Genomic DNA, 17,602 nt, shown 5'->3' on the forward strand with positions numbered 1-17,602 from the left:
TAGTCTATTTAACAACGGTTAAATAGCTCCCCGCATGAGGTCACCATGAGCGAAAGTATCGTCGCTTCCTCACCACGGCCGGCCGAGCCGAGGGAAGCCGGAGATCATGCCACGCGCACCAACGCCGCCGGCCGTACGCTCGACGTCCTGAGCGCCTTCAACGGCTCCCGATCCGTGCTCGGCGTCAGCGAGATCGCCGTCCGGGCGGGTGTCCCCAAGTCGACCGCCCACCGGCTGCTCGCCGTGCTTCAGCAGCGCGGCTACGTCAGACACGACGGCAGCCGATACCGTCTTACCGAGCAGGTTTTCGAACTCGGTTCCCGAGCCTCGTGGCCGCGCGGCATCCGGGACCGGGCCGTCCCGTTCATGGCCGAGTTGCATCACGAGACCTTGCAGACCGTGCATCTGGCGGTGCTCCACGAGGGCCACGTGCTCTACGTCGAGAAGATCTTCGGCCATCAGGCGCAGCCGTGTCCGACCGCTGTCGGCAGCCGCAACCCGGTTCACGCCACTGCGCTCGGCAAGTCCATGCTCGCCTTCTCGCCGGATGAGACGGTCGAGGCGGCGATGACCACGGAGCTCACCGCCTTGACTCGGCACACGCTCACGGTCCCGGAGTCCTTGAGGCGCGACCTGCTTCAAGCGCGGCAGGACGGTGTCGCCTCCGAGGTGGAGGAGTGCCGGTTGGGCCTGGCCTGCGTCGCCGCACCCATCCTCGACAAGGCCACCGGGGCGGCGATGGCCGCCCTGTCGATCAGCTCACCGGCGGTCCGTTTCAACAAGCAGCGGTTCGCCACCCGGGTCCGCCGCGCCGCCGACGCGCTCTCGCAGGTCATGTCTTGACCCGGTCACGACAGAAGCCGGACGAGACCCGGCACGACATCCTGGTCGCTGCGGGCAGGCAGTTCGCTCGCTTCGGATACTCCCAGGTCACGTTGAAGGACATCGCCGAGGAGATCGGCATCACCGCCCCGTTGATCGTCCACTACTTCGGCAGCAAGAAAGAACTGTTCCGTCAGGTGGCCAGCAGCGAGCTCGGGCCCATGGTCCCCGACTTCAACGGCCCCTTGGAGACACTGGGCCGACGCCTGGCCGAGGACGCCGCGGCCTACTGGTTCGAGCTGGACTACAGCTTCCCGGCCCTGGCCATGGTCCGCTCGCTCGACGTAGAGGAGGGTCGCGATCTGCTGGCCGCCGAGGTGGAACGGCGCACCCTCCCGCTCGCCGCGGTGCTGCCCGGTCCGCACGCCCTCGAGCGCGCACGTCTGGTCATGTCCCAGTTCATGGGCTTCGGCCTGTTCGCCTCCGGCCGCCTAGTCGACCCGGACGCCCCGCCTCCGCCTCCGGAGACGCTCGCCCGAGCCGTGGAATCACTCGCCGCCGCGCTGCAAGTGATCATCACGCCGCCCGCGCCGGCCCCCGGCTCCTAGAACGTGCGGAACGAACGGCGTCGATCAGCGGTTCGGTATCGAACGTCTCTAGCTTGATCGTCTCCGCGTGCAGGTGCTTGCCGAGCTCGGCGGCCAGCCCGAACCGGACCAGCCCAGCCTCGCAATCGATGACGACGCTGGTGATGCCCTGCGCCGCCAGGTGTTCGGCCGACGCGTGCGCCCGCGCGATCGGATCGGTACCGAGCGATCCGGTCGCCATTCCGTCGGTGATCACTACGAGAAGAGGACGCCGCCGCGGATCGCGGATCCGCTCGACGCGCACGACCTCCAGCGCGCGGAGAAGTCCCGCCGCCAAAGGCGTTCTCCCGCCGGTCGGCAGCGTCGCCAGACGCGCGGCGGCCGCCTCCACCGACCAGGTGGGCGGAAGCGCGAGCACCGCTTCCGTACGCCGGAACGTGATCAATCCGACCTTGTCGCGCCGTTGATAGGCGTCCCGTAGCAGGGTGAGGACCGCGCCTTTGACGGCGGCCATCCGGGTGCGCGATCCCATCGACCCGCTGGCGTCGACGAGGAAGAGCAGGAGGTTGCCCTCCCGGCCTTCCAGGGTCGCCCGGCGCAGGTCCGCGCGTCTGAGCACCAGTCCGGGTCCGGTGCGCCCCCGCGAGAACTGCCAGGGCGCCGCCGCCATCACCGTGTCGAGCAGATGCAGCTTGCCCATCGGCCCATCGGGCCGCTCGGAGCCGACGACGCGCCCGTGGTCGGTGCGGGACCGTGACCGGCGTCCCGGCACGCCGGCACCGACGCCGGGAACGGTGAGCCGACGGACCCTCGACGGGTCAGCTGGCTTCACGACTTCCCGATCGGCCTCCTCGGCGGGCTCACTTTCGAGGCCGTCGGCGACCCGTCCACTGCGCCGGGCCGTTGTACCCTCTCCGGACACCAGCGGGTCACCGGCTGCCTGACGTACTTCGACATCGGCAGCACCAGCGACCGGGTCGTGCTCGACGGGCATCCCTCCGCCGCCGGGATCATCATCGTCTGGTGGCCGACTCGGAGCCTTGGGCCGCGCATCGGCGAGAACCTGGTCGAGCAGTTCCTCGTCGAGTCCCGGCGCATCGAACGGATCGCGTCGGCGCCGATGCGGAAGGGCCAGGCGTGCCGCGATCCGGATGTCCCTTTCGCCGACCTCCTCGCGGCCGCACCACGCCGCATGCGCCATGGCGGTGCGCGCGGTGACCAGATCGGCACGCAACCCGTCCACGTCGAAGGCCGCGCACACGACGGTGATCTGACGCAGCGCTGCATCCGGCAGCACCACGCGTGACAGGTGGTGCCTCGCTTCGGCGATGCGTGCTCTGAGCGAGTCACCGTTCCGTGCCCAGGTGGCCGCGAACCTCCGGGCATCGGTCTCGAAGGCGAACCGCCGCCGTACGACCTCGGCGCGGATGTCCGGGTCACGGGGCGCGGTCGCCTCGACGGTGAGGCCGAATCTATCCAGGAGCTGCGGGCGAAGCTCTCCTTCCTCGGGGTTCATGGTGCCCACCAGCAGGAAGCGAGCGGCATGCCGCACGGAGACGCCCTCTCGCTCGACATATGCGGTGCCGAGCGCGGCCGCGTCGAGCAGAAGATCGACCATGTGGTCCTGCAACAGGTTGACCTCATCGACGTACAGAACACCTCGGTTCACCGCGGCCAGCAGACCCGGCTCAAAGGCCTTCACTCCTTCGGTGAGCGCCCGTTCCAGATCCAGGGAGCCGAGGAGGCGGTCCTCGGTCGCGCCGACCGGCAGTTCCACCAGCCGGGCGGGTCGGGTCAGCGACGGCCCGCCGAGCGGATGTGGCCCGTCGGGGCACTCGGGATCGGGCGCCGCCGGATCACAGGCGAACCGGCAATCGGCGATGACGTCGATCTCCGGGAGGATCGCCGCCAGAGCCCGCACCGCGGTCGACTTGGCCGTGCCCTTCTCTCCCCGGATCAGCACGCCGCCCACGTCGGGTGACACCGCGTTGAGCAGCAGCGCGAGTCGCATGTCGTCCATCCCGACGATCGCGCCGAACGGGTAGCCGCGTTCAGATGTCAACGAAGACGCTGCCGTTCTCGACCCGGACCGGGTAGGTGGGCAGGTCGACTCTCGCCGGCAGGGTGAGGGCTTTACCGGTACGCAGGCAGAACTTGGCCATGTGCCAGGAGCACTCCACCTCGTCGCCCTCGACGTATCCGTCAGCCAGCGATGATTTGTCGTGCGAGCAGGTGTCGGCCATCGCCAGGAACTCCCCGTCGACGTTGAAGACCGCCACGGGCGGAACCACCGAGGGCACCGTCACCGCATCACCGGGTTCGACGTCGTCCACGTCGCACGCGCGTATCCACGCCATCTTCAGCCTCCTGTGCCGGCCGGCCACCCGCTCTCGCGGACGGCCGGCCTCGTACCGTCAGAAGAAGTTGCTCAGGTTCTGGGAGAGCAGCACGGTCTGCTCGAGCAGGATGTGCCGCCTCGCGATGAGGAACGACCCTTCGTGCCGACGGAGCAGGTCCTGCCGGGACCCGACCCAGGTCGTCTCCTCCGACTTCAGGCGGGTGCGGTAGACGAGGAAGTTGGTGTGCACTTCCAACTCGTCGCCGTTGTCCTCGACGACGTGCACGTTCGTGATGATGTGACGGGTGCGCGACGGCGGGTCTTCGGCCCAGGCTGCGCCGGTCGCCAGCTTCTGCACGCGGCCGACGAGGATGCGTTTGTCGTCGTCGAAGAACGCCATCTCGCCCGGGCTCGTGAACTCCTTCTTGAGCTCGCGTCGCAGCCGGGTGCGGCGAATCGGCATCCAGTAGTGGGTGTCATCGCTGAACAGTTGCACCCAGGTCTCGTACTCGTGCCGGTCCAGCAGCCACGCCTCGCGGGTGTAGAAACGCTCCACCGCGAACTGGCGCAGGGCGTCGGCCGACAAAGCGTCGACGTCGGCGGCGCTGTCGATGGTCATGATGCTTGCTCCCTAACAGGGCTCGACGTTCAGAGAACAGCGGGCGGGGTGGTGCGTTCGCGGAGATCGTCCCAGCCGCAGCCGGACATCCACTGCGCCCAGGCCGCATAGGTCCACAGTTGGCCGTGCTCGTTGATGCCGGCCTCGATCCACGGCGGGTCCAGGCTGTCCGGGTCGTTGACGACCTTGCCGCGCCCGAGGTTCATCTTCAGGACGTGCGGAATCCGGCCGGCGGAGAGACCGTGGGTGGTCATCGTGGCCTGGCTCCAGTTCTCTCCGTCCTCCTGCTCGAGCAGACCGGCCGGCCCGAAAACGTGGACCGCCCCCGACTGCACGATGGCTCGCACCTCCGGCGGAGCCTCCTTGGGAACGAACGTGTACCACCAGATCTCGGTCTCGTACGGTCCCCGCGGGATGCGCAGGGACAGCTGCCCGCCATTGGGGGCGATCCACAGCGTCGGGAAGACATTGGTGTGCCCGATGGCACGCTTGGTCTGAGGCCCGAGCACCTTCGAGGCTGCTTCCGTGTGCCGGTACGAGATGTCACCGAACGGTCCGGAAGCCCCGTCCGCGACCGGGCCGGACATCGCGTGCCCGTAGTGGTCGAGGAACACCAGCGTCGAGACGTTGTCCTTGGTGGCGAGGTTGATCTCTTCGCCGTCCTGGTTGGTGACGCCGTCGATGTCCAGTTGCTCGCTGTCGGACTCGAAGGCCGGCAGAAGGTCGATTGAGAACGCCGACAGGTGCGTGATCTGCGGGTGATACCAGTCGAAGAGGTTGTCGACCGCCAGCTTCCAGTTGCACGGGATGACGAACTTCTGAATGCCGGGGATGATCTCCATGTCGCCCTGCAGCGCGATCAGGTCGAGACCCGCGCGACCGGTGCGCCCGAGGAACTCGAACAGCGGCGGCGCGGTGGGATCCGAGGTGGCGAAGACGAATCCCTTGTACGAGTCCAGCTGGGCCACGCCGCGCAGCCCGTGACGAGACGTGTCCAACTCGTCGTGGTAGAGGTCCCGCTGGCCGGGGACGCCCACGAGGTTGCCGCCGATGTCGTAGGTCCACCCGTGATAGGTGCACATGAAGTTCTTGGCGTTGCCCTCGTCGGCGCGGCAGACGGCGTTGCCGCGGTGGGCGCAGGTGTTGTGCAGCGCCTTGATGCTGCCGTCGCGCTGCCGGACGACGAGGACGTTGTCACGCCCCATGGGCGTCTCCACGAAGTCCCCGCGCTTGGGAATCTGCGACTCGTGGCAGAGGAACAACCAGCTCCGCTGGAAGATGTCCGCCATTTCCTGCTCGTAGATGTCGGGATCGCTGTAGACCCGGCGGTCGACCTCTCCCCGCTGGACCGAGACGAGTTCCTGAAGTGTGTTCTCGGCGATGGCCATTGCTGTCCTTCCTGGTGACTCAGACTCGGGGCTCGTCGGGGTTGGTCGGGCGGTGACCCCAGTAGCTGGGCTTCTCGTACCGCGCGGGCGTCCACGTCGCGTCGTCGATCAGCAGGCCGCCGTAGCCGTACTCGATCTGGAAGCCGGACGGCGTCGTCACGTAGAACGACAACATCTCGTCGTTCACGTGCTTGCCGAACGTCGAGGCGATCGGAGCGGCGCCGTCCAGCACGTTGTCGTACGCCCGGCCCACCAGGTCGATGTCATCCACTTCGAACATGAGGTGGCCGATGGTGCTCGGAAGATCCGGCACCGCGGCATAGGCCAGAGAATGGTGCCGGGGATTGGCGTGCGTGAAGGTGCCGAACATGCCCGGCCCGAAATCGATGTAGTCGCTGACCTTGAATCCGAGGATGTCCAGGTACAGCCGGTCGTACGCCGTCATGTCGCCGACGAACTGGAAAGCGTGCCCCAGCCCGCCGGTCCCGGTCACGAACTGGGCTCCCGTCGGGGACACGAACCGCTCCAGGGCGTTGCGCTGGCCGTAGTACAGCTCCAGCCGAAGGCCCTCCGGGTCGTCGAACTGGATCAGCTCACTGACGTGGCGCTCGGCCGCCGCCTCGCCGGACTCGCGCTTGACCGAATAGCCGTTGGCCTCCAGCTTCCGCGCCAGCTCCTCCAACTCCCTCTTCCCCCGGACCTCCCAGCCCAGAGTTGTCACAGCATCCGCAGGACCCCTGCGGATGTCGAGACGGTAGGACTTCTCGTCCATCCGCAGGGTCAGGCGCTCCTCGGTGTCGGTCACGGCCTGCAGACCGAGCAGGTCGACGGCGAAACTCTTCCAGGCACCGAGGTCGCTCGCCTCGACGAGCACGTAACCCAAACCGATGACTTCAGACATGTCGTTTCCTTCCTTGATCTGTCAGGCCGAGGCGACGAAGCCGGCGACGAGACGGTTGAACTCGTCCGCGTGTTCGAGCTGGAGCCAGTGCCCGCAGCGGTTGATCAGCACCATCCGCGCGTCAGAAATCAAACCGACCAGGCGCAGCGACTGCTCGAAGTGCACGACACGGTCGTCCCGGCCGTGCAGCAGAAGAGTGGGGACGGCGATCCTCGCGTAGTCATCCGCGCTCACGGTGGACCGGATGGTCGGTGAGCTCAGGATGTTGGCCAGGTGGTCCGGGCGGGAGCGCGCGGTGTCGGAGCGCTGCTGAACCAGCTCGTCACTGATCTCAGAGTCGTACGTCATGATGTCGACCAGCTCGCGGATCGTCTCCGGCGACGGGTCGTGATAGCCCTTGATCAGGACCTTCAGCCCCTCCGACAATCCGTTGCCCGGCTGGAAGAGCGTCGGCCCGGGAACGCCCGAACCCATGGTGACCAGATGAGAGATACGGTCCGGGTGCGTCACCGCGAAGTTCAGGGCAGTCCCCCCACCCATCGAGTTCCCGACCAGCGCGGCCTTCTCGATGTCCAGGGCGTCCAGCAACTGCACCGCCGCCTCGACGTGATCCCGCTCATCGCCGGTCACGGCGTCGGACTCGCCCCAGCCGGGCATGTCCGGCGCGATGACCCGGAAGCTGTCGGCGAGCACCCGGATGTTCGGGCCGAAGTTGCTCCAGCCGGTGGCACCCGGACCACTGCCGTGCAGCATCAGGATCGGGTAGCCCGTACCCGCCTCGTTGTAATGGATGTTCCAGCTCTTGGTCTGAACGCTCCGGCTCGTGCCGGCGGCAGTGAGGTCCTGCGGCATGCCATCTCCTGTTGTCTGTTCGTTCGCTATTGATTCGCCGGGCGCGGGGGCGTGCCGGCGCTGCTGATGTCGAACACCGCGCCGGTGACGGTCGCGGACTGCTCTTTGGCGGCGAGCAGCAGATACGCGCCGACGTAGTCCTCCGGTCGGGGCGCCATGTGCAGTGGGGACAGCTGCTTCAGCAGGTCGTTGATGGGGAACGCCTGGCCGATGGCGGTCTCGGACAGACCCAGCGCCGCCGGTCCCCGCAGATCGGTGTCCATTCCGCCCGGCGCCACCGCATTGACCCGTACATCGGGTGCGCACTCGAAGGCCAACTGCTTGACCAAGCCGACTCCGGCGTGTTTTGAGGCGACATAGAGCGCGCCCCCGCCGCCCGGGTAGAAGGCCGCGTTCGAGAGCGTGAACACCATGGAACCGCCGGACTCCCGCAGCGCCGGAAGGGCCGCCTTCGCGCCGAGCAAGTAGCCTTTGACATTCACGTTGAACAGCTCGTCGAATCCGGAATCGAGCCGCTCGGCCGGCGTGTCCGCCAGCGAGCCGCTGAAGTCCCACAAGCCGGCGTTGCCGATGAACGTGTTCAGCTTGCCGAAGCTCTCGACCGCCAGGGAGCACGCGCGATCGTTGTCGGCCGAGCTGCGGACATCCCCGGCGAGGGTGACGACGGACTTGCCCAACTCGTCCCGCAACTGCCCGAGTTTGTCCTCAGACTTGTCGAAGGCGACGACCTTGGCGCCCTCCGCGGCGAAACGACGCACGATCGCCCGGCCCAGCCCGGAGCCGGCGCCCGTGACGACGACCGAATAGCCCTCAATCCATGACACGGACATCGCCCCGATCAGCGCTCGCCGTCGCGAGCCTGGCGGACAAGCGCGTCGTCCGACCGCCGAAACACTCGCCGGTGGTCGCCTGCACCGCGTAGCGGTCGTCTGCGATCTTGATCATTCGTCCTCCGGGCCCATCGCCGCGCGATCCGATGAGGTGAGGATGTGCTCGACCTCACGCGGACGGAACGGACGAGTTCCGGAGCGTGGAACGGTTGTTGCGCGGCCACCACCTACCGCATGCCGAACCGTGACCGTCGCGTCCCCGGACTTCCTGGTCGTAACGGGCACAGCTTGTTGGCCGCGTTTGCGGGCTGGGTCACGTACGGGTCCACTCCGGTCGAAGCTGCGGCATAGCTGGCGCGTGTGATTCCGTTAGGACGCCGCCCCGGCGACCGCCACCTGGGTTGCGAAAACAAAGCCGAACCCGGCAGGTTATTGGTTCGCCCTCAGATGGAAGGCGGCATCGGCGGGGCCTACCAGGGTTTTCGTAGATAGGTCGTACTCGATGCCACCTGCTGAGGGTTATTGGTTGGGATCCCGGACGCCAGATTCTGATGGCCAACTGCCGCATTTGTGCGGCGCAGCACCGGAGACAACCACAGACAACTTCCGAAGAGCTCGCGATGATGGTGTTGTAGCCGAATGGTTCCCCAAATAGAAGATCCAGGGTTGAATTCGGGTGAGGCGTCGGTTTCTCAAGCTCTCCCGCAGGCACCCACGGCCGTTCCACGCCCCATCGCCACCGCCTTACCAATGCCGGTTGTGGCTGCCCGCAGGCGGGCCCGGACTTCCGCCCGCTACGCCTTGAGTGCCTATGACCGTAACGGCCGTATCGCGGACCGGTCGATCGTCGAGGCCATGGGCTGGAAGGCCCACCAAAGAATCACTGTCTCAGTCATCGACGACAAAGTTGTCATTCGCGCGGACCCCAACAGCCCATACGCCTTGACCGGCGACGCATTCCTGCGCCTGGCCGCTGAAACGCGTCATAGCTTCGGCGTGCAGGTCGGCGACCGTCTCCTGCTCGCCGCCTACCCGAACCGCAACCTGGTCCTCATCTGCCCGATCGCTGTCCTGGATGATCTGACAGCCATCCACGTCGACGGCCTCTGATGGGCGACCTTTCCTCGGCTGCGGACTCCGAGCTCCACGCGGTGCGGCTCCTGCTCGACCGCCTCGGCGTGACACCAGAGCAGCTTCTCACTAAACCACCGCGACCGACGGCCATGCCGACCTTTGACGAGTACATCGAAAAGGTGGCGACGGCCGTGTCTGAAGGGTCGCGCCGGCTGTACGTCACCTATTGGCGAAAGATCAGCGACGAGTGGGGCGGCCGCCGCCTGGACGAGCCCACCCCGCTCGAGATCAAGCAGCTCGCCGAACGGGTCAAGCAGAATGTCGTGGTGCGCCGCAACGCTCGAGGCGGCCGAAGCGCAGCGGAACACCTCATCTCCGCGATCCGCTGCCTCTACCAACAGGCCGAAGCCGACCGGCTCATCGCCGCGGCGGACAATCCTGCAGCACGGGTCCCGAAACCGCGTCGACTCGCCAGCACGCGGCGCGCCCTGCCCGACCACCGCCTCGGCGAGGTCATCCACATCGCCGGCACGACCGGGAACGACCCGAAGCTCGACAGCATGATCCTGCGACTCCACATCGAAACAGCCTGCCGGCGTGGCGGCGCGCTCGCGCTGCGACTTGCCGACCTCGATCCCGCCCAGAGCTTGATCCGCTTGCACGAGAAAGGCGAGACCGTCCGCTGGCAGCCCATCACCCCCACGCTGATGCCGGCACTGATCGGCCACTGCCACGCAAGAGGCGGCCACGACTCCACCGACCAGGTGCTTCGCTACCACGACGGCCAGCCGATCACCCGCCGCCGCTACGACTACCTATGGCAAAGGCTCGGCAAGCATCTGTCCTGGGTCGCGACCCAGCAGGTCAGCATCCACTGGCTACGTCACACCACGCTGACATGGGTCGAACGCCATTTCGGCTACGCGGTCGCCCGCGCCTACGCCGGACACAACACCGGCCGCGACATCGGCGTCACCGCCACCTACGTTCGCGCCGACATCCAAGAAGTAGCCGAGGCCCTCGCCGCGCTCACCGCAGAGCCCCACCCGCTCGCCGCACCCGCGACACCCTCGACACCGGCAAACACCTTCCAAGACCATCTGGTCGCTTCGATGGCCTCAGCCTGAACGGCGACGAACGCTCAGAACACCCCGCCGCTAAGGACATCGACCCGGAACCTGGACGGCTCGACGGGAAGGCATCATCCATGGTTCGGTAAGCGCGAGGTGGCCGAGAGTAAAGTCATGCGGCAGCCTCTGGGAAGCCGACCCCGTCAAGGAGCCGCTGTGTGAACGTCGATCCTTCTCTCTTTGCAGTCGGCGGTGAATGGGTCTACCGCCTGCGCAGCTACGCACCATCCGAGCGCGTCCTCATCAAAGCCATCACCCGGAGCAAGAACAGCGCCCGCCTGGACGTCGCCTTCCTGGACGACCCGTCACTGCGCGAAGAGAACGTGCCAGGTAGCCGGCTACGAGCACCGTGGAGCGAAGTCGAGTCCTACAACGCGCTGATGGCGAATTGGCAGCGGATAGACAACCTGAAACTCGACACCGTCGAAGAGTCCTGCGCCGACGACGTCTTCCGGCTACTCATCCCCGAGGACGCCGCCGTTCTGCAGTGGCTCCCGGTCCACAACATCACCGCCATCCACCATCCAACAAAACTCGCAGAAATCCTTCACGCCCCCGTCGAGGAGATCCTCGCCGGCGTTGAATGCTTCGACCACGACGGCACGCTCATGGTCTCGCCCGCCGGCACGCTGCGCATCGCCGAAGCAGCCTGCAAAGCCCACCCGATGCCTGTCCTCGCCCACGTCTCCAAGGAAGAAATCGAAGCACGCCGCAAGAGCACGCACGGCTCAGTCCACGCCCGCGCATCCGTCCGCGAAACAGGCACGACGTCTCCCGAGACGGAATACCGCGTCTACCGCGAGTTTGACCAGCCGCGTCATGAACTCCTGCGGCAGTGGTGCGGCCACCGCGCAGTGTCCTTGCAAGAACGGCTACTCGCCGCCGAAGCCGAAGTGAGACGCCTCGACATCCTCACCACGACGGTCATCAAAGCACTGGCTGAAGCCGGCGCCGACTTCCAAGCCCAGACCTTCGCCGAGGAACACGAACGCGACCGCATCACTCCATACACCATCCGCCCAACAATCGAGGACCCCGCAGGACCGGCCCGAACGCCGGCCGATGCCGACGAGGTGATCCCGTAAGCGCCCTGATCGCTCGGCGGCCGGCCGAAGCCTCAACGGCTCCGGCCGGCCACCACGGTCCCGTGGGTCTTCCGCCTACCGCGGCGTCGAGCCAAGCGGGTGCGGCTCGCCCGTCAACGCTGACAACGCGTCCGCTAGCTCGTGCATGCTTGCCTTTACGTATCCCGCAGTGGCTCCGACGTCGCTGCCGGTCGTCTCGGCATGGCCGGCGTAGGCGCGTGCTACCGCGTAGCCGAAGTTGCGCTCCACCCAGGTGATCGTCGTGTGCCGGAGCCAGTGCGCGCTGATCTGCTGGGTCGCGACCCAGGGAAGCCGGACGCCGAGCCGCACCCACAGATGGTCGTAGCGCCGGTACGTGATCGGCTCACCGTTGCGGTAGCGCAGCAGCTGTGCGGTCGGCGGGGCCTTCCGCTCCACAGCATGCGCATGCAGATACCCCATCAACGTCGGCGACACCGGCTGCCACCGGAACGTCCCACCCTTCTCCCGCAACAAGATCAAGCACTGCTCCTCGTCGAGATCGGCCGGACGCAACGCCAGCGCCCCGCCCCGCCGGCACGCGGTCTCGACATGCAACCTGATCAGCAGACCGTCGAGCTCAGGATCATCACCGCTGCTGACCGCCACCTCATAAATCTCCGACAACCGGCTGTCCGGCAGCGCGCGCCGGGTCGACGCGAGACGCTTGGGCTTCGCGACCTTCAACGCCGGGTTCTCCGCCTCCGTCATGAAGCCATCCGCGGTTGCCCGCCGATACAGGCAGCGCAACGCCGAGATGACGTGCTCCTCCGCGCTGCGCCCACCACGGCCGTTACGCCGCTGCACGCGGTTGGCCTTGACGTCGGCGATCAGCGTGCGGATCTCCGACGGGTTGATCTGGTCGATACGCCGATCACCCCAGCGCTCCACGGCCCGGTTCCAGTACGTCCCGTAGGCCTTCCGCAGCCCCGGCGACACCGACACCGACACGATCGGCACGTACTCCGCGAACGTCGGAGCCGCCGGACGCACCGGCGCCCCGGCCACCAGATCGCCGGGGGAGACACCCATGCGCTCCAACAGCATCCGTGCGGCCTCGACGGTGGCCTGATCAAGTGACGACTCGCCCATCAACCCTCAGCTCCCCACACCGAATCGAAAACCTGAGCGACGACCTCGTCCAGAACGACAGGCGGATGCACCAACAGCAGCCCACCATCGGGGTACCCGGCGAGCAGCACCCGGCTCCCCGCGCCCAGGTCACACCACCGGCGAGCAGCCAGCGGCAGATACACGAAACGCTGCGACCTCACCTGGAAGATGCCGCGGTCGTCCGGGTAGACGGCGACCAGGCCGCGGCTGACCCGGATCTCGAGCCGCTGGTCCGCCTCCCAGCCCAGGGCGGCGATGAGCGCCTTGTCGGCGATGCGGCCGCCGGCGTCCAAGGTGCTCAGGCCGTAGACGGCTGTGCCGACCCGCTTCGCCGACAGCTTCAGCAAGGGCAGGGGCGGCCGTGCGGCCAGGGCGCCGCGCTGGTTCCAGCGGGGCGCCTCAGGGCTGCTGCGGGTGGGGATGACCGGCGGGATGACCGCCGGATTCAGTTCGGTCACGGCAGCCACCGCCGCAGCGGTGTGACCGATTTTGACCATGCCACTGATGCGTGGCCGACGTGGTCAGGCATGCCTGACCACCAGTACGTTGAATAACGCACGGATGCGATGAGGTTGTGTCCGGAGGGGGACTTGAACCCCCACGCCCGATAAAGGGCACTAGCACCTCAAGCTAGCGCGTCTGCCATTCCGCCACCCGGACCTGCATGTTCAGCTTACCGGTTGCCTCCGCCGACTTTGCAGTCGGTATCGGCGGCCCGGCGAGCCGCACAGGAGAGAACTGTACACGGTCCTGTGGTGGGGGTTGTTGAGGGGTGGGTGGGGGGACATTGCGGGGCATATGACCTGGTTAAAAGGGGTGGTCTGGCGGTTGGAGGGCGGAACGGGCAGCATGGCTGCCGTGTCTCAGGCCTCTCCTCTCGGTCCCGCTCGGCGGCGTGCGCAAGAACTGGTGACGGCGGGGGATCTCGCGGGGGCGCGTGGTGTGCTTGAGAAGGCTGTGGAGCTGGGGAAGGTCAACCTGGCTGAGGATGATCCGGATGTTCTGCTCACTGCGTATGAACTGGGGGCGATTCTCCAGCTTGCGGATGATCCGATGGCGGCTCGGCGGGTGCTTGAGGAGACGTACGCGTCTGGGCTCTGGCGCCTTGGTGATTCTGATCCGCTGATGTTGCGGATCTCGCATGACATCGGGGTGGTTGCGGAAGAGCTGGGGAACCGGCATGAAGCTCGGAAGGCCTTCACGCGGGTGGCTGAGCTCGGGCCGGGGGTGCTCGGGGAATGGCATCCGGCGGTGGCTCGGGCGCGGGGCTATCTCGGGCCGGAGCAGCCGCAAGCGGGGAACGGCCGTCTGGAACAGCCGCAAGCGGGGATCGCCCGGCCGGAGCAGCCGCGAGCGGGGATGACCCGGCGGGAGGAGCCGGTGGCGGTGGTCGCGCCGGTCGCGGAGGAAGCGACTACGGCGCTGCCTACGGTGCAGCCGCCCAACCGCGAAGACGATGCGCGTGTTCTGCGGCAGAGGTGGAGCCAGGCCGAGGAGCCGACGGTCGCGCAGCCGGTTGCTGTCCCGCATCAAGACGGCATAGGGCGTGAGAACACGCAGGCGTACGTGCCTCAGCGGCCCGTCGTGGAAGCGCCGCCTTCTTTCTACACGGGTGGGCCGGCGGTGGGGGCCGGTTATCCACAGGGTGCTGCTTCACCCGCGTACGGGAAGAAAGGTCTTGGCATTTTTGCGGCCATCGCGGCGGTGCTGGCTGCCCTGATCGCGGTGGCGGCGCTGGTGTTCGTGCTGGCCAATCGGACGGGTGAACCTGCTGGGGATCCGGATGTGCCAACTCTGGGTGGGGCGGCGCCTTCTGATGTACGTCTGCGGGACGGCGGTAGCGCGATCACTGTCACGTGGGCCGATCCGTCCGGTGGCTCGGTGTCCTTCATGGTCACCATGGGGCGTCCGGGGCAGGAACTGAAACCCGTTTCGACGCTGGGACCTGGGCAGACGTCCTTTGAGATGTCGGGGCTGAACGGGGAGCTGAACTACTGCTTCGCGGTCGTCGCTGTGTATCGGAACGATCAGTTCGCGACCTCGCCACAGGCGTGTACGGCGCGGGCCACGGCTACTCCGCGATAGACCCCGATCACTCTCCGAGAGCTTGATCACTGTGCGCTACGGGACTTATCCACAATGGGTACCAAGCGCTACGCCGAGCCCCCTATGATGGCCTCCGTTCTTGACCGCCATGAATGTGACGGCCGACGGGGAGGTAGTGGCAGTGACCAGCGAGGATCAACCGAAGCGGCGGTGGCGACGCCGTGGCTACCTGGTCACGATGGCCACTGTGCTGAGTCTGGCCGGTGGGCTCGGGCTCACTGTGCTGGGGCTCGGGTCGGCCGATCAAGCCGTGGCCAGCTTCGACGCAGCCTCGTGGGTGTGGAGCCGGGCCAAGGGTGAGGTGGCGCGGGTCAACGGCGTCACGGCCAAGGTGGACACGCGTGTCGACGTACCTCAGGCTCGCGGTCATCAGGTGCAGATCGTGCAGAACGATCGCTTTGTGATCCTGCGCGACGTCAACACCGGCGCGATCGGGTCGATGGATCTGACGACGCTGGAGAAGTTCTGGGACGACTCGACCAGCTCCGGCATCGGGGTGCGCGTCGCGCTGCACGAGGACACGGTCTTCGTGATCGACACCGTGCAGGGGCGGGTGCAGCAGCTCGAGCCGAAGACGCTGGGGCAGGTGGGCCAGCCGTTGCAGTTCCCGCCGGGCATCGCGGGCGGTGTGTTCGACGGCAAGGGCAAGCTGTGGATCGCCTCGCCCAGCGAAGGGACGGTCACGGCGATCACTCCGGCGGCGATGTCCTCGGACGGACCGGAACAAGGCGGCCCGCGCAAGGACCGGACGGAGTCCGTCGCGGGGCCGAGCCATGATCTCGTGTTGTCCACGCTCGACGACGGGGTCGCGGTGCTCAACCGGACGACGAACGCGCTGAGCACGGTGCGCGAGGGGCAGGTGAAGCCGAAACCGGTGACGTTGCCGCTGGCCGGGCCGGGCACGCTGCCGCCGCACACCGAGGGCAAGCAGGTGCCGGTGACGGTGCCGGGCGACCGGCATGTCTACGTGGTGGGCGACGACAAGCTGCGCAGCGACTTCGCGGTGCCGGGCGACGGCGAGAATCTCCAGCCGGCGGTGGCCTGGCAGGGCTACTTCTACGTGGCCGACGCGGACGGGTCGGTGCACGTGTTCGACTCGGCGGGCGCGCGGCAGAAAGACATCAGCTTCGCCAATCCGGGCGGGCCGCTGGAGCTGGAGGTCCGCGAGGGCTACCTGTTCATCAACGCGCCGGGCTCGCAGGCGGCGCGCGTTGTCGACAACCAGCACACGGTTCGTACGGTCGACAAGTACGCCGACGATGTGCTCGGCGGCGATCCGCCGCAGACGCCGCCGCAGGCTCCGCCCCCGCCGCCCAAGCCGAAGAAACCGGTGGTGACCAAGCCGGGCGCGCCCAAGAACGTGCGGGCGGCGGCGGGCAACGCCGAGGCGCGGGTGACCTGGCAGGCCGCGCGGGACAACGGGGCCGCGATCTTCAAGTACGTGGTGGTGGGCTCCGGGCGTACCTTCCAGGTCGGCGCCGACCAGCGGGCGCTGACGATCCCGGGGCTGGTGAACGGGCAGACCTACTCGTTCACGGTGAGCGCCGTCAACAAGAAGGGCGCCGGGCCGGCCCGTACGAGCAATGCCGTGAAACCGACGTCCGAGGTGCCGGACGCGCCGACCGCGGTGACGGCCGAGGCCAAACCGGACGGCTCGGTCGTGGTGAGCTGGCCGCCCGCGAACGGGCAGGGGCTCGAGATCCGGCGCTACACGGTCACGGCGATCTCCGAGGGCGGCAGCGCGCCGATCGGCGACACCGCCGAGCCGACGCTGACGCTCAAGAGCGGGCAGCTCGAGTACGGCAAGCAGTACGCCTTCACGGTCGTCTCGGTGAACGAGCGGGGCGCCGGGTCGAAGGCGTCGCCGGTCAGCGGCAGCGTGGTGCCGTTCACCGCGCCGGGCAAGCCGGAAGGGGTCGACGCGGCGACGGTGGGCGACCAGGCCGGGTCGATCTCGGTGGCGTGGCAGCCGTCGGTGGACAACGGTCGGACGATCACCAAGTACGTGGTCGCGGCGGGTGGCAAGACCACCGATGTCACGGCGGGCACGGCCGCGACGCTGACCGGGTTCGATGCGGGGGTCAACGTCGCGGTCGAGGTGCGGGCGGTGAACGAGGCCGGGGAGAGTGAGCCGGGCACGGCCACCGCGCGGACGGTGGCGTCGCCGAAGGTCACGGTCACCGGGGTGACGGCGACGTTCAACGCGGCCACGGTGGCGTTCAGCGTGGACGCGGGCGGTGGCACGGCGAGCTGCTCGGTGGCGGCGACCGGCGGGGCGACCGCCAAGGGGAGCTGCTCCAGTCTCATGCTCACCGGGCTCAAGCCGAGCACGTCCTACACGTTCACGGTCACGGCGTCGAACGCGGCCGGCACGGTCCAGGCGAAGTCGACGAAGACGACGGCCAATCTGTTCGGGAAGGCGACCTGCAACAACGGCGAGAACGGGGCCACCGCGACGTACTGCAACGAAGACCGCGACGGGCGCAACGGCAACGAGATCTTCAGCGTCACCCGGCAGGACAACGACAAGCAGGTCGGCTGGGCCAAGCCGGGCACCCGGTTGCAGGCCTACTGCAAGAAGGCCGGTGAGGACGTCGACTCGTACATCTACAACAGCCAGAAGAAGAGCACCTGGTGGATCCAGGTCAACTACGAAGGCAAGAACTACATCCCGTGGGCGTGGCTCAACCTCGACGGTGGGGACGACCTGAACGACCTGCCCAACTGCTGAGGTAAAAC

The 17,602-nt window shown here is 67.4% G+C and carries 16 protein-coding genes and 1 tRNA gene; 7 read left to right on the forward strand and 10 right to left on the reverse strand.

Annotation, left to right across the window (positions count from 1 at the left end; all coding sequences use genetic code 11):
* Window positions 1–45 precede the first annotated feature (45 nt).
* Both ACQP2X_RS12570 and ACQP2X_RS12575 read left to right on the forward strand, forming a co-directional pair.
* Window positions 46–843, forward strand: coding sequence for an IclR family transcriptional regulator (locus ACQP2X_RS12570; protein ID WP_498696535.1), 798 nt, complete (start codon window positions 46–48; stop codon window positions 841–843).
* A complete protein-coding gene (locus tag ACQP2X_RS12575) occupies window positions 840–1,430 on the forward strand; it encodes a TetR/AcrR family transcriptional regulator (protein WP_498696537.1) in 591 nt (196 codons plus the stop codon). Before ACQP2X_RS12570 ends, ACQP2X_RS12575 begins: the two co-directional genes overlap by 4 nt.
* On the opposite strand, the gene ACQP2X_RS12580 is transcribed toward ACQP2X_RS12575, so the two are convergent.
* Genes ACQP2X_RS12580 through hcaB form a run of 7 tightly spaced genes read right to left on the reverse strand, consistent with a single transcriptional unit; the run spans window position 1,399 to window position 8,337 of the window.
* Entirely contained in the window at window positions 1,399–3,429 is a 2,031-nt protein-coding gene (locus ACQP2X_RS12580; RefSeq protein WP_498700923.1) for a magnesium chelatase subunit D family protein, read from the reverse strand. The two genes, ACQP2X_RS12575 and ACQP2X_RS12580, sit on opposite strands and share 32 nt — an antisense overlap.
* 31 nt (window positions 3,430–3,460) lie before the next feature.
* Window positions 3,461–3,766: a bifunctional 3-phenylpropionate/cinnamic acid dioxygenase ferredoxin subunit gene (locus tag ACQP2X_RS12585; RefSeq protein WP_498696539.1), complete on the reverse strand. Its 306-nt coding sequence runs from the start codon at window positions 3,764–3,766 to the stop codon at window positions 3,461–3,463.
* Between the two features lie 57 nt (window positions 3,767–3,823).
* Window positions 3,824–4,366, reverse strand: a complete 543-nt coding sequence (locus tag ACQP2X_RS12590; protein ID WP_498696540.1) for an aromatic-ring-hydroxylating dioxygenase subunit beta — start codon at window positions 4,364–4,366, stop codon at window positions 3,824–3,826.
* A 29-nt stretch (window positions 4,367–4,395) separates the two neighbouring features.
* Entirely contained in the window at window positions 4,396–5,754 is a 1,359-nt protein-coding gene (locus tag ACQP2X_RS12595) for an aromatic ring-hydroxylating oxygenase subunit alpha (protein ID WP_498696542.1), read from the reverse strand.
* Between the two features lie 19 nt (window positions 5,755–5,773).
* Entirely contained in the window at window positions 5,774–6,655 is an 882-nt protein-coding gene (locus ACQP2X_RS12600) for a VOC family protein (RefSeq protein ID WP_498696544.1), read from the reverse strand.
* 21 nt (window positions 6,656–6,676) lie between these two features.
* A complete protein-coding gene (locus tag ACQP2X_RS12605; RefSeq protein ID WP_498696546.1) occupies window positions 6,677–7,507 on the reverse strand; it encodes an alpha/beta fold hydrolase in 831 nt (276 codons plus the stop codon).
* Window positions 7,508–7,533: 26 nt separating this feature from the next.
* Window positions 7,534–8,337: a 3-(cis-5,6-dihydroxycyclohexa-1,3-dien-1-yl)propanoate dehydrogenase gene (gene hcaB, locus ACQP2X_RS12610; RefSeq protein WP_498696548.1), complete on the reverse strand. Its 804-nt coding sequence runs from the start codon at window positions 8,335–8,337 to the stop codon at window positions 7,534–7,536.
* A gap of 759 nt (window positions 8,338–9,096) precedes the next feature.
* Here hcaB and ACQP2X_RS12615 point away from each other — a divergent pair.
* The 3 genes from ACQP2X_RS12615 (at window position 9,097) to ACQP2X_RS12625 (ending at window position 11,626) form a co-directional block, all read left to right on the forward strand.
* A complete protein-coding gene (locus tag ACQP2X_RS12615; RefSeq protein ID WP_498696550.1) occupies window positions 9,097–9,447 on the forward strand; it encodes a hypothetical protein in 351 nt (116 codons plus the stop codon).
* Window positions 9,447–10,538: a tyrosine-type recombinase/integrase gene (locus ACQP2X_RS12620; protein ID WP_498696553.1), complete on the forward strand. Its 1,092-nt coding sequence runs from the start codon at window positions 9,447–9,449 to the stop codon at window positions 10,536–10,538. Before ACQP2X_RS12615 ends, ACQP2X_RS12620 begins: the two co-directional genes overlap by 1 nt.
* A gap of 161 nt (window positions 10,539–10,699) precedes the next feature.
* Window positions 10,700–11,626, forward strand: a complete 927-nt coding sequence (locus ACQP2X_RS12625) for a hypothetical protein (RefSeq protein WP_498696554.1) — start codon at window positions 10,700–10,702, stop codon at window positions 11,624–11,626.
* A 75-nt stretch (window positions 11,627–11,701) separates the two neighbouring features.
* Here ACQP2X_RS12625 and ACQP2X_RS12630 read toward each other — a convergent pair whose 3' ends face one another.
* From ACQP2X_RS12630 to ACQP2X_RS12640, 3 genes are all read right to left on the reverse strand, one after another.
* Complete coding sequence (locus tag ACQP2X_RS12630) at window positions 11,702–12,736, reverse strand: tyrosine-type recombinase/integrase (protein WP_498696557.1); 1,035 nt, start codon at window positions 12,734–12,736, stop codon at window positions 11,702–11,704.
* Window positions 12,736–13,215: a hypothetical protein gene (locus ACQP2X_RS12635; protein ID WP_498696559.1), complete on the reverse strand. Its 480-nt coding sequence runs from the start codon at window positions 13,213–13,215 to the stop codon at window positions 12,736–12,738. The genes ACQP2X_RS12630 and ACQP2X_RS12635 overlap by 1 nt, the downstream gene beginning before the upstream one ends.
* A 117-nt stretch (window positions 13,216–13,332) precedes the next feature.
* A tRNA-Leu gene (locus tag ACQP2X_RS12640) sits at window positions 13,333–13,417 on the reverse strand.
* Between the two features lie 198 nt (window positions 13,418–13,615).
* Here ACQP2X_RS12640 and ACQP2X_RS12645 point away from each other — a divergent pair.
* Window positions 13,616–14,842, forward strand: coding sequence for a fibronectin type III domain-containing protein (locus ACQP2X_RS12645; protein ID WP_498696561.1), 1,227 nt, complete (start codon window positions 13,616–13,618; stop codon window positions 14,840–14,842).
* A gap of 109 nt (window positions 14,843–14,951) precedes the next feature.
* Window positions 14,952–17,594 carry a fibronectin type III domain-containing protein gene (locus ACQP2X_RS12650; protein WP_498700925.1) on the forward strand — a complete coding sequence of 881 codons (2,643 nt, stop codon included), beginning with the start codon at window positions 14,952–14,954 and terminating at the stop codon, window positions 17,592–17,594.
* The last annotated feature ends 8 nt before the right edge of the window (window positions 17,595–17,602 follow it).

It is taken from the genome of Actinoplanes sp. CA-131856 (assembly GCF_050956135.1).
Taxonomy (GTDB): domain Bacteria; phylum Actinomycetota; class Actinomycetes; order Mycobacteriales; family Micromonosporaceae; genus Actinoplanes.

Bases quoted from the DNA above. Each gene is read 5' to 3' on its own strand.
- ACQP2X_RS12570 (WP_498696535.1), top strand. From the start codon at position 46: ATGAGCGAAAGTATCGTCGCTTCCTCACCACGGCCGGCCGAGCCGAGG.
- ACQP2X_RS12580 (WP_498700923.1), bottom strand. From the start codon at position 3,429: ATGGACGACATGCGACTCGCGCTGCTGCTCAACGCGGTGTCACCCGAC.
- ACQP2X_RS12585 (WP_498696539.1), bottom strand. From the start codon at position 3,766: ATGGCGTGGATACGCGCGTGCGACGTGGACGACGTCGAACCCGGTGAT.
- ACQP2X_RS12590 (WP_498696540.1), bottom strand. From the start codon at position 4,366: ATGACCATCGACAGCGCCGCCGACGTCGACGCTTTGTCGGCCGACGCC.
- ACQP2X_RS12595 (WP_498696542.1), bottom strand. From the start codon at position 5,754: ATGGCCATCGCCGAGAACACACTTCAGGAACTCGTCTCGGTCCAGCGG.
- ACQP2X_RS12600 (WP_498696544.1), bottom strand. From the start codon at position 6,655: ATGTCTGAAGTCATCGGTTTGGGTTACGTGCTCGTCGAGGCGAGCGAC.
- ACQP2X_RS12605 (WP_498696546.1), bottom strand. From the start codon at position 7,507: ATGCCGCAGGACCTCACTGCCGCCGGCACGAGCCGGAGCGTTCAGACC.
- hcaB (WP_498696548.1), bottom strand. From the start codon at position 8,337: ATGTCCGTGTCATGGATTGAGGGCTATTCGGTCGTCGTCACGGGCGCC.
- ACQP2X_RS12620 (WP_498696553.1), top strand. From the start codon at position 9,447: ATGGGCGACCTTTCCTCGGCTGCGGACTCCGAGCTCCACGCGGTGCGG.
- ACQP2X_RS12630 (WP_498696557.1), bottom strand. From the start codon at position 12,736: ATGGGCGAGTCGTCACTTGATCAGGCCACCGTCGAGGCCGCACGGATG.
- ACQP2X_RS12650 (WP_498700925.1), top strand. From the start codon at position 14,952: ATGAATGTGACGGCCGACGGGGAGGTAGTGGCAGTGACCAGCGAGGAT.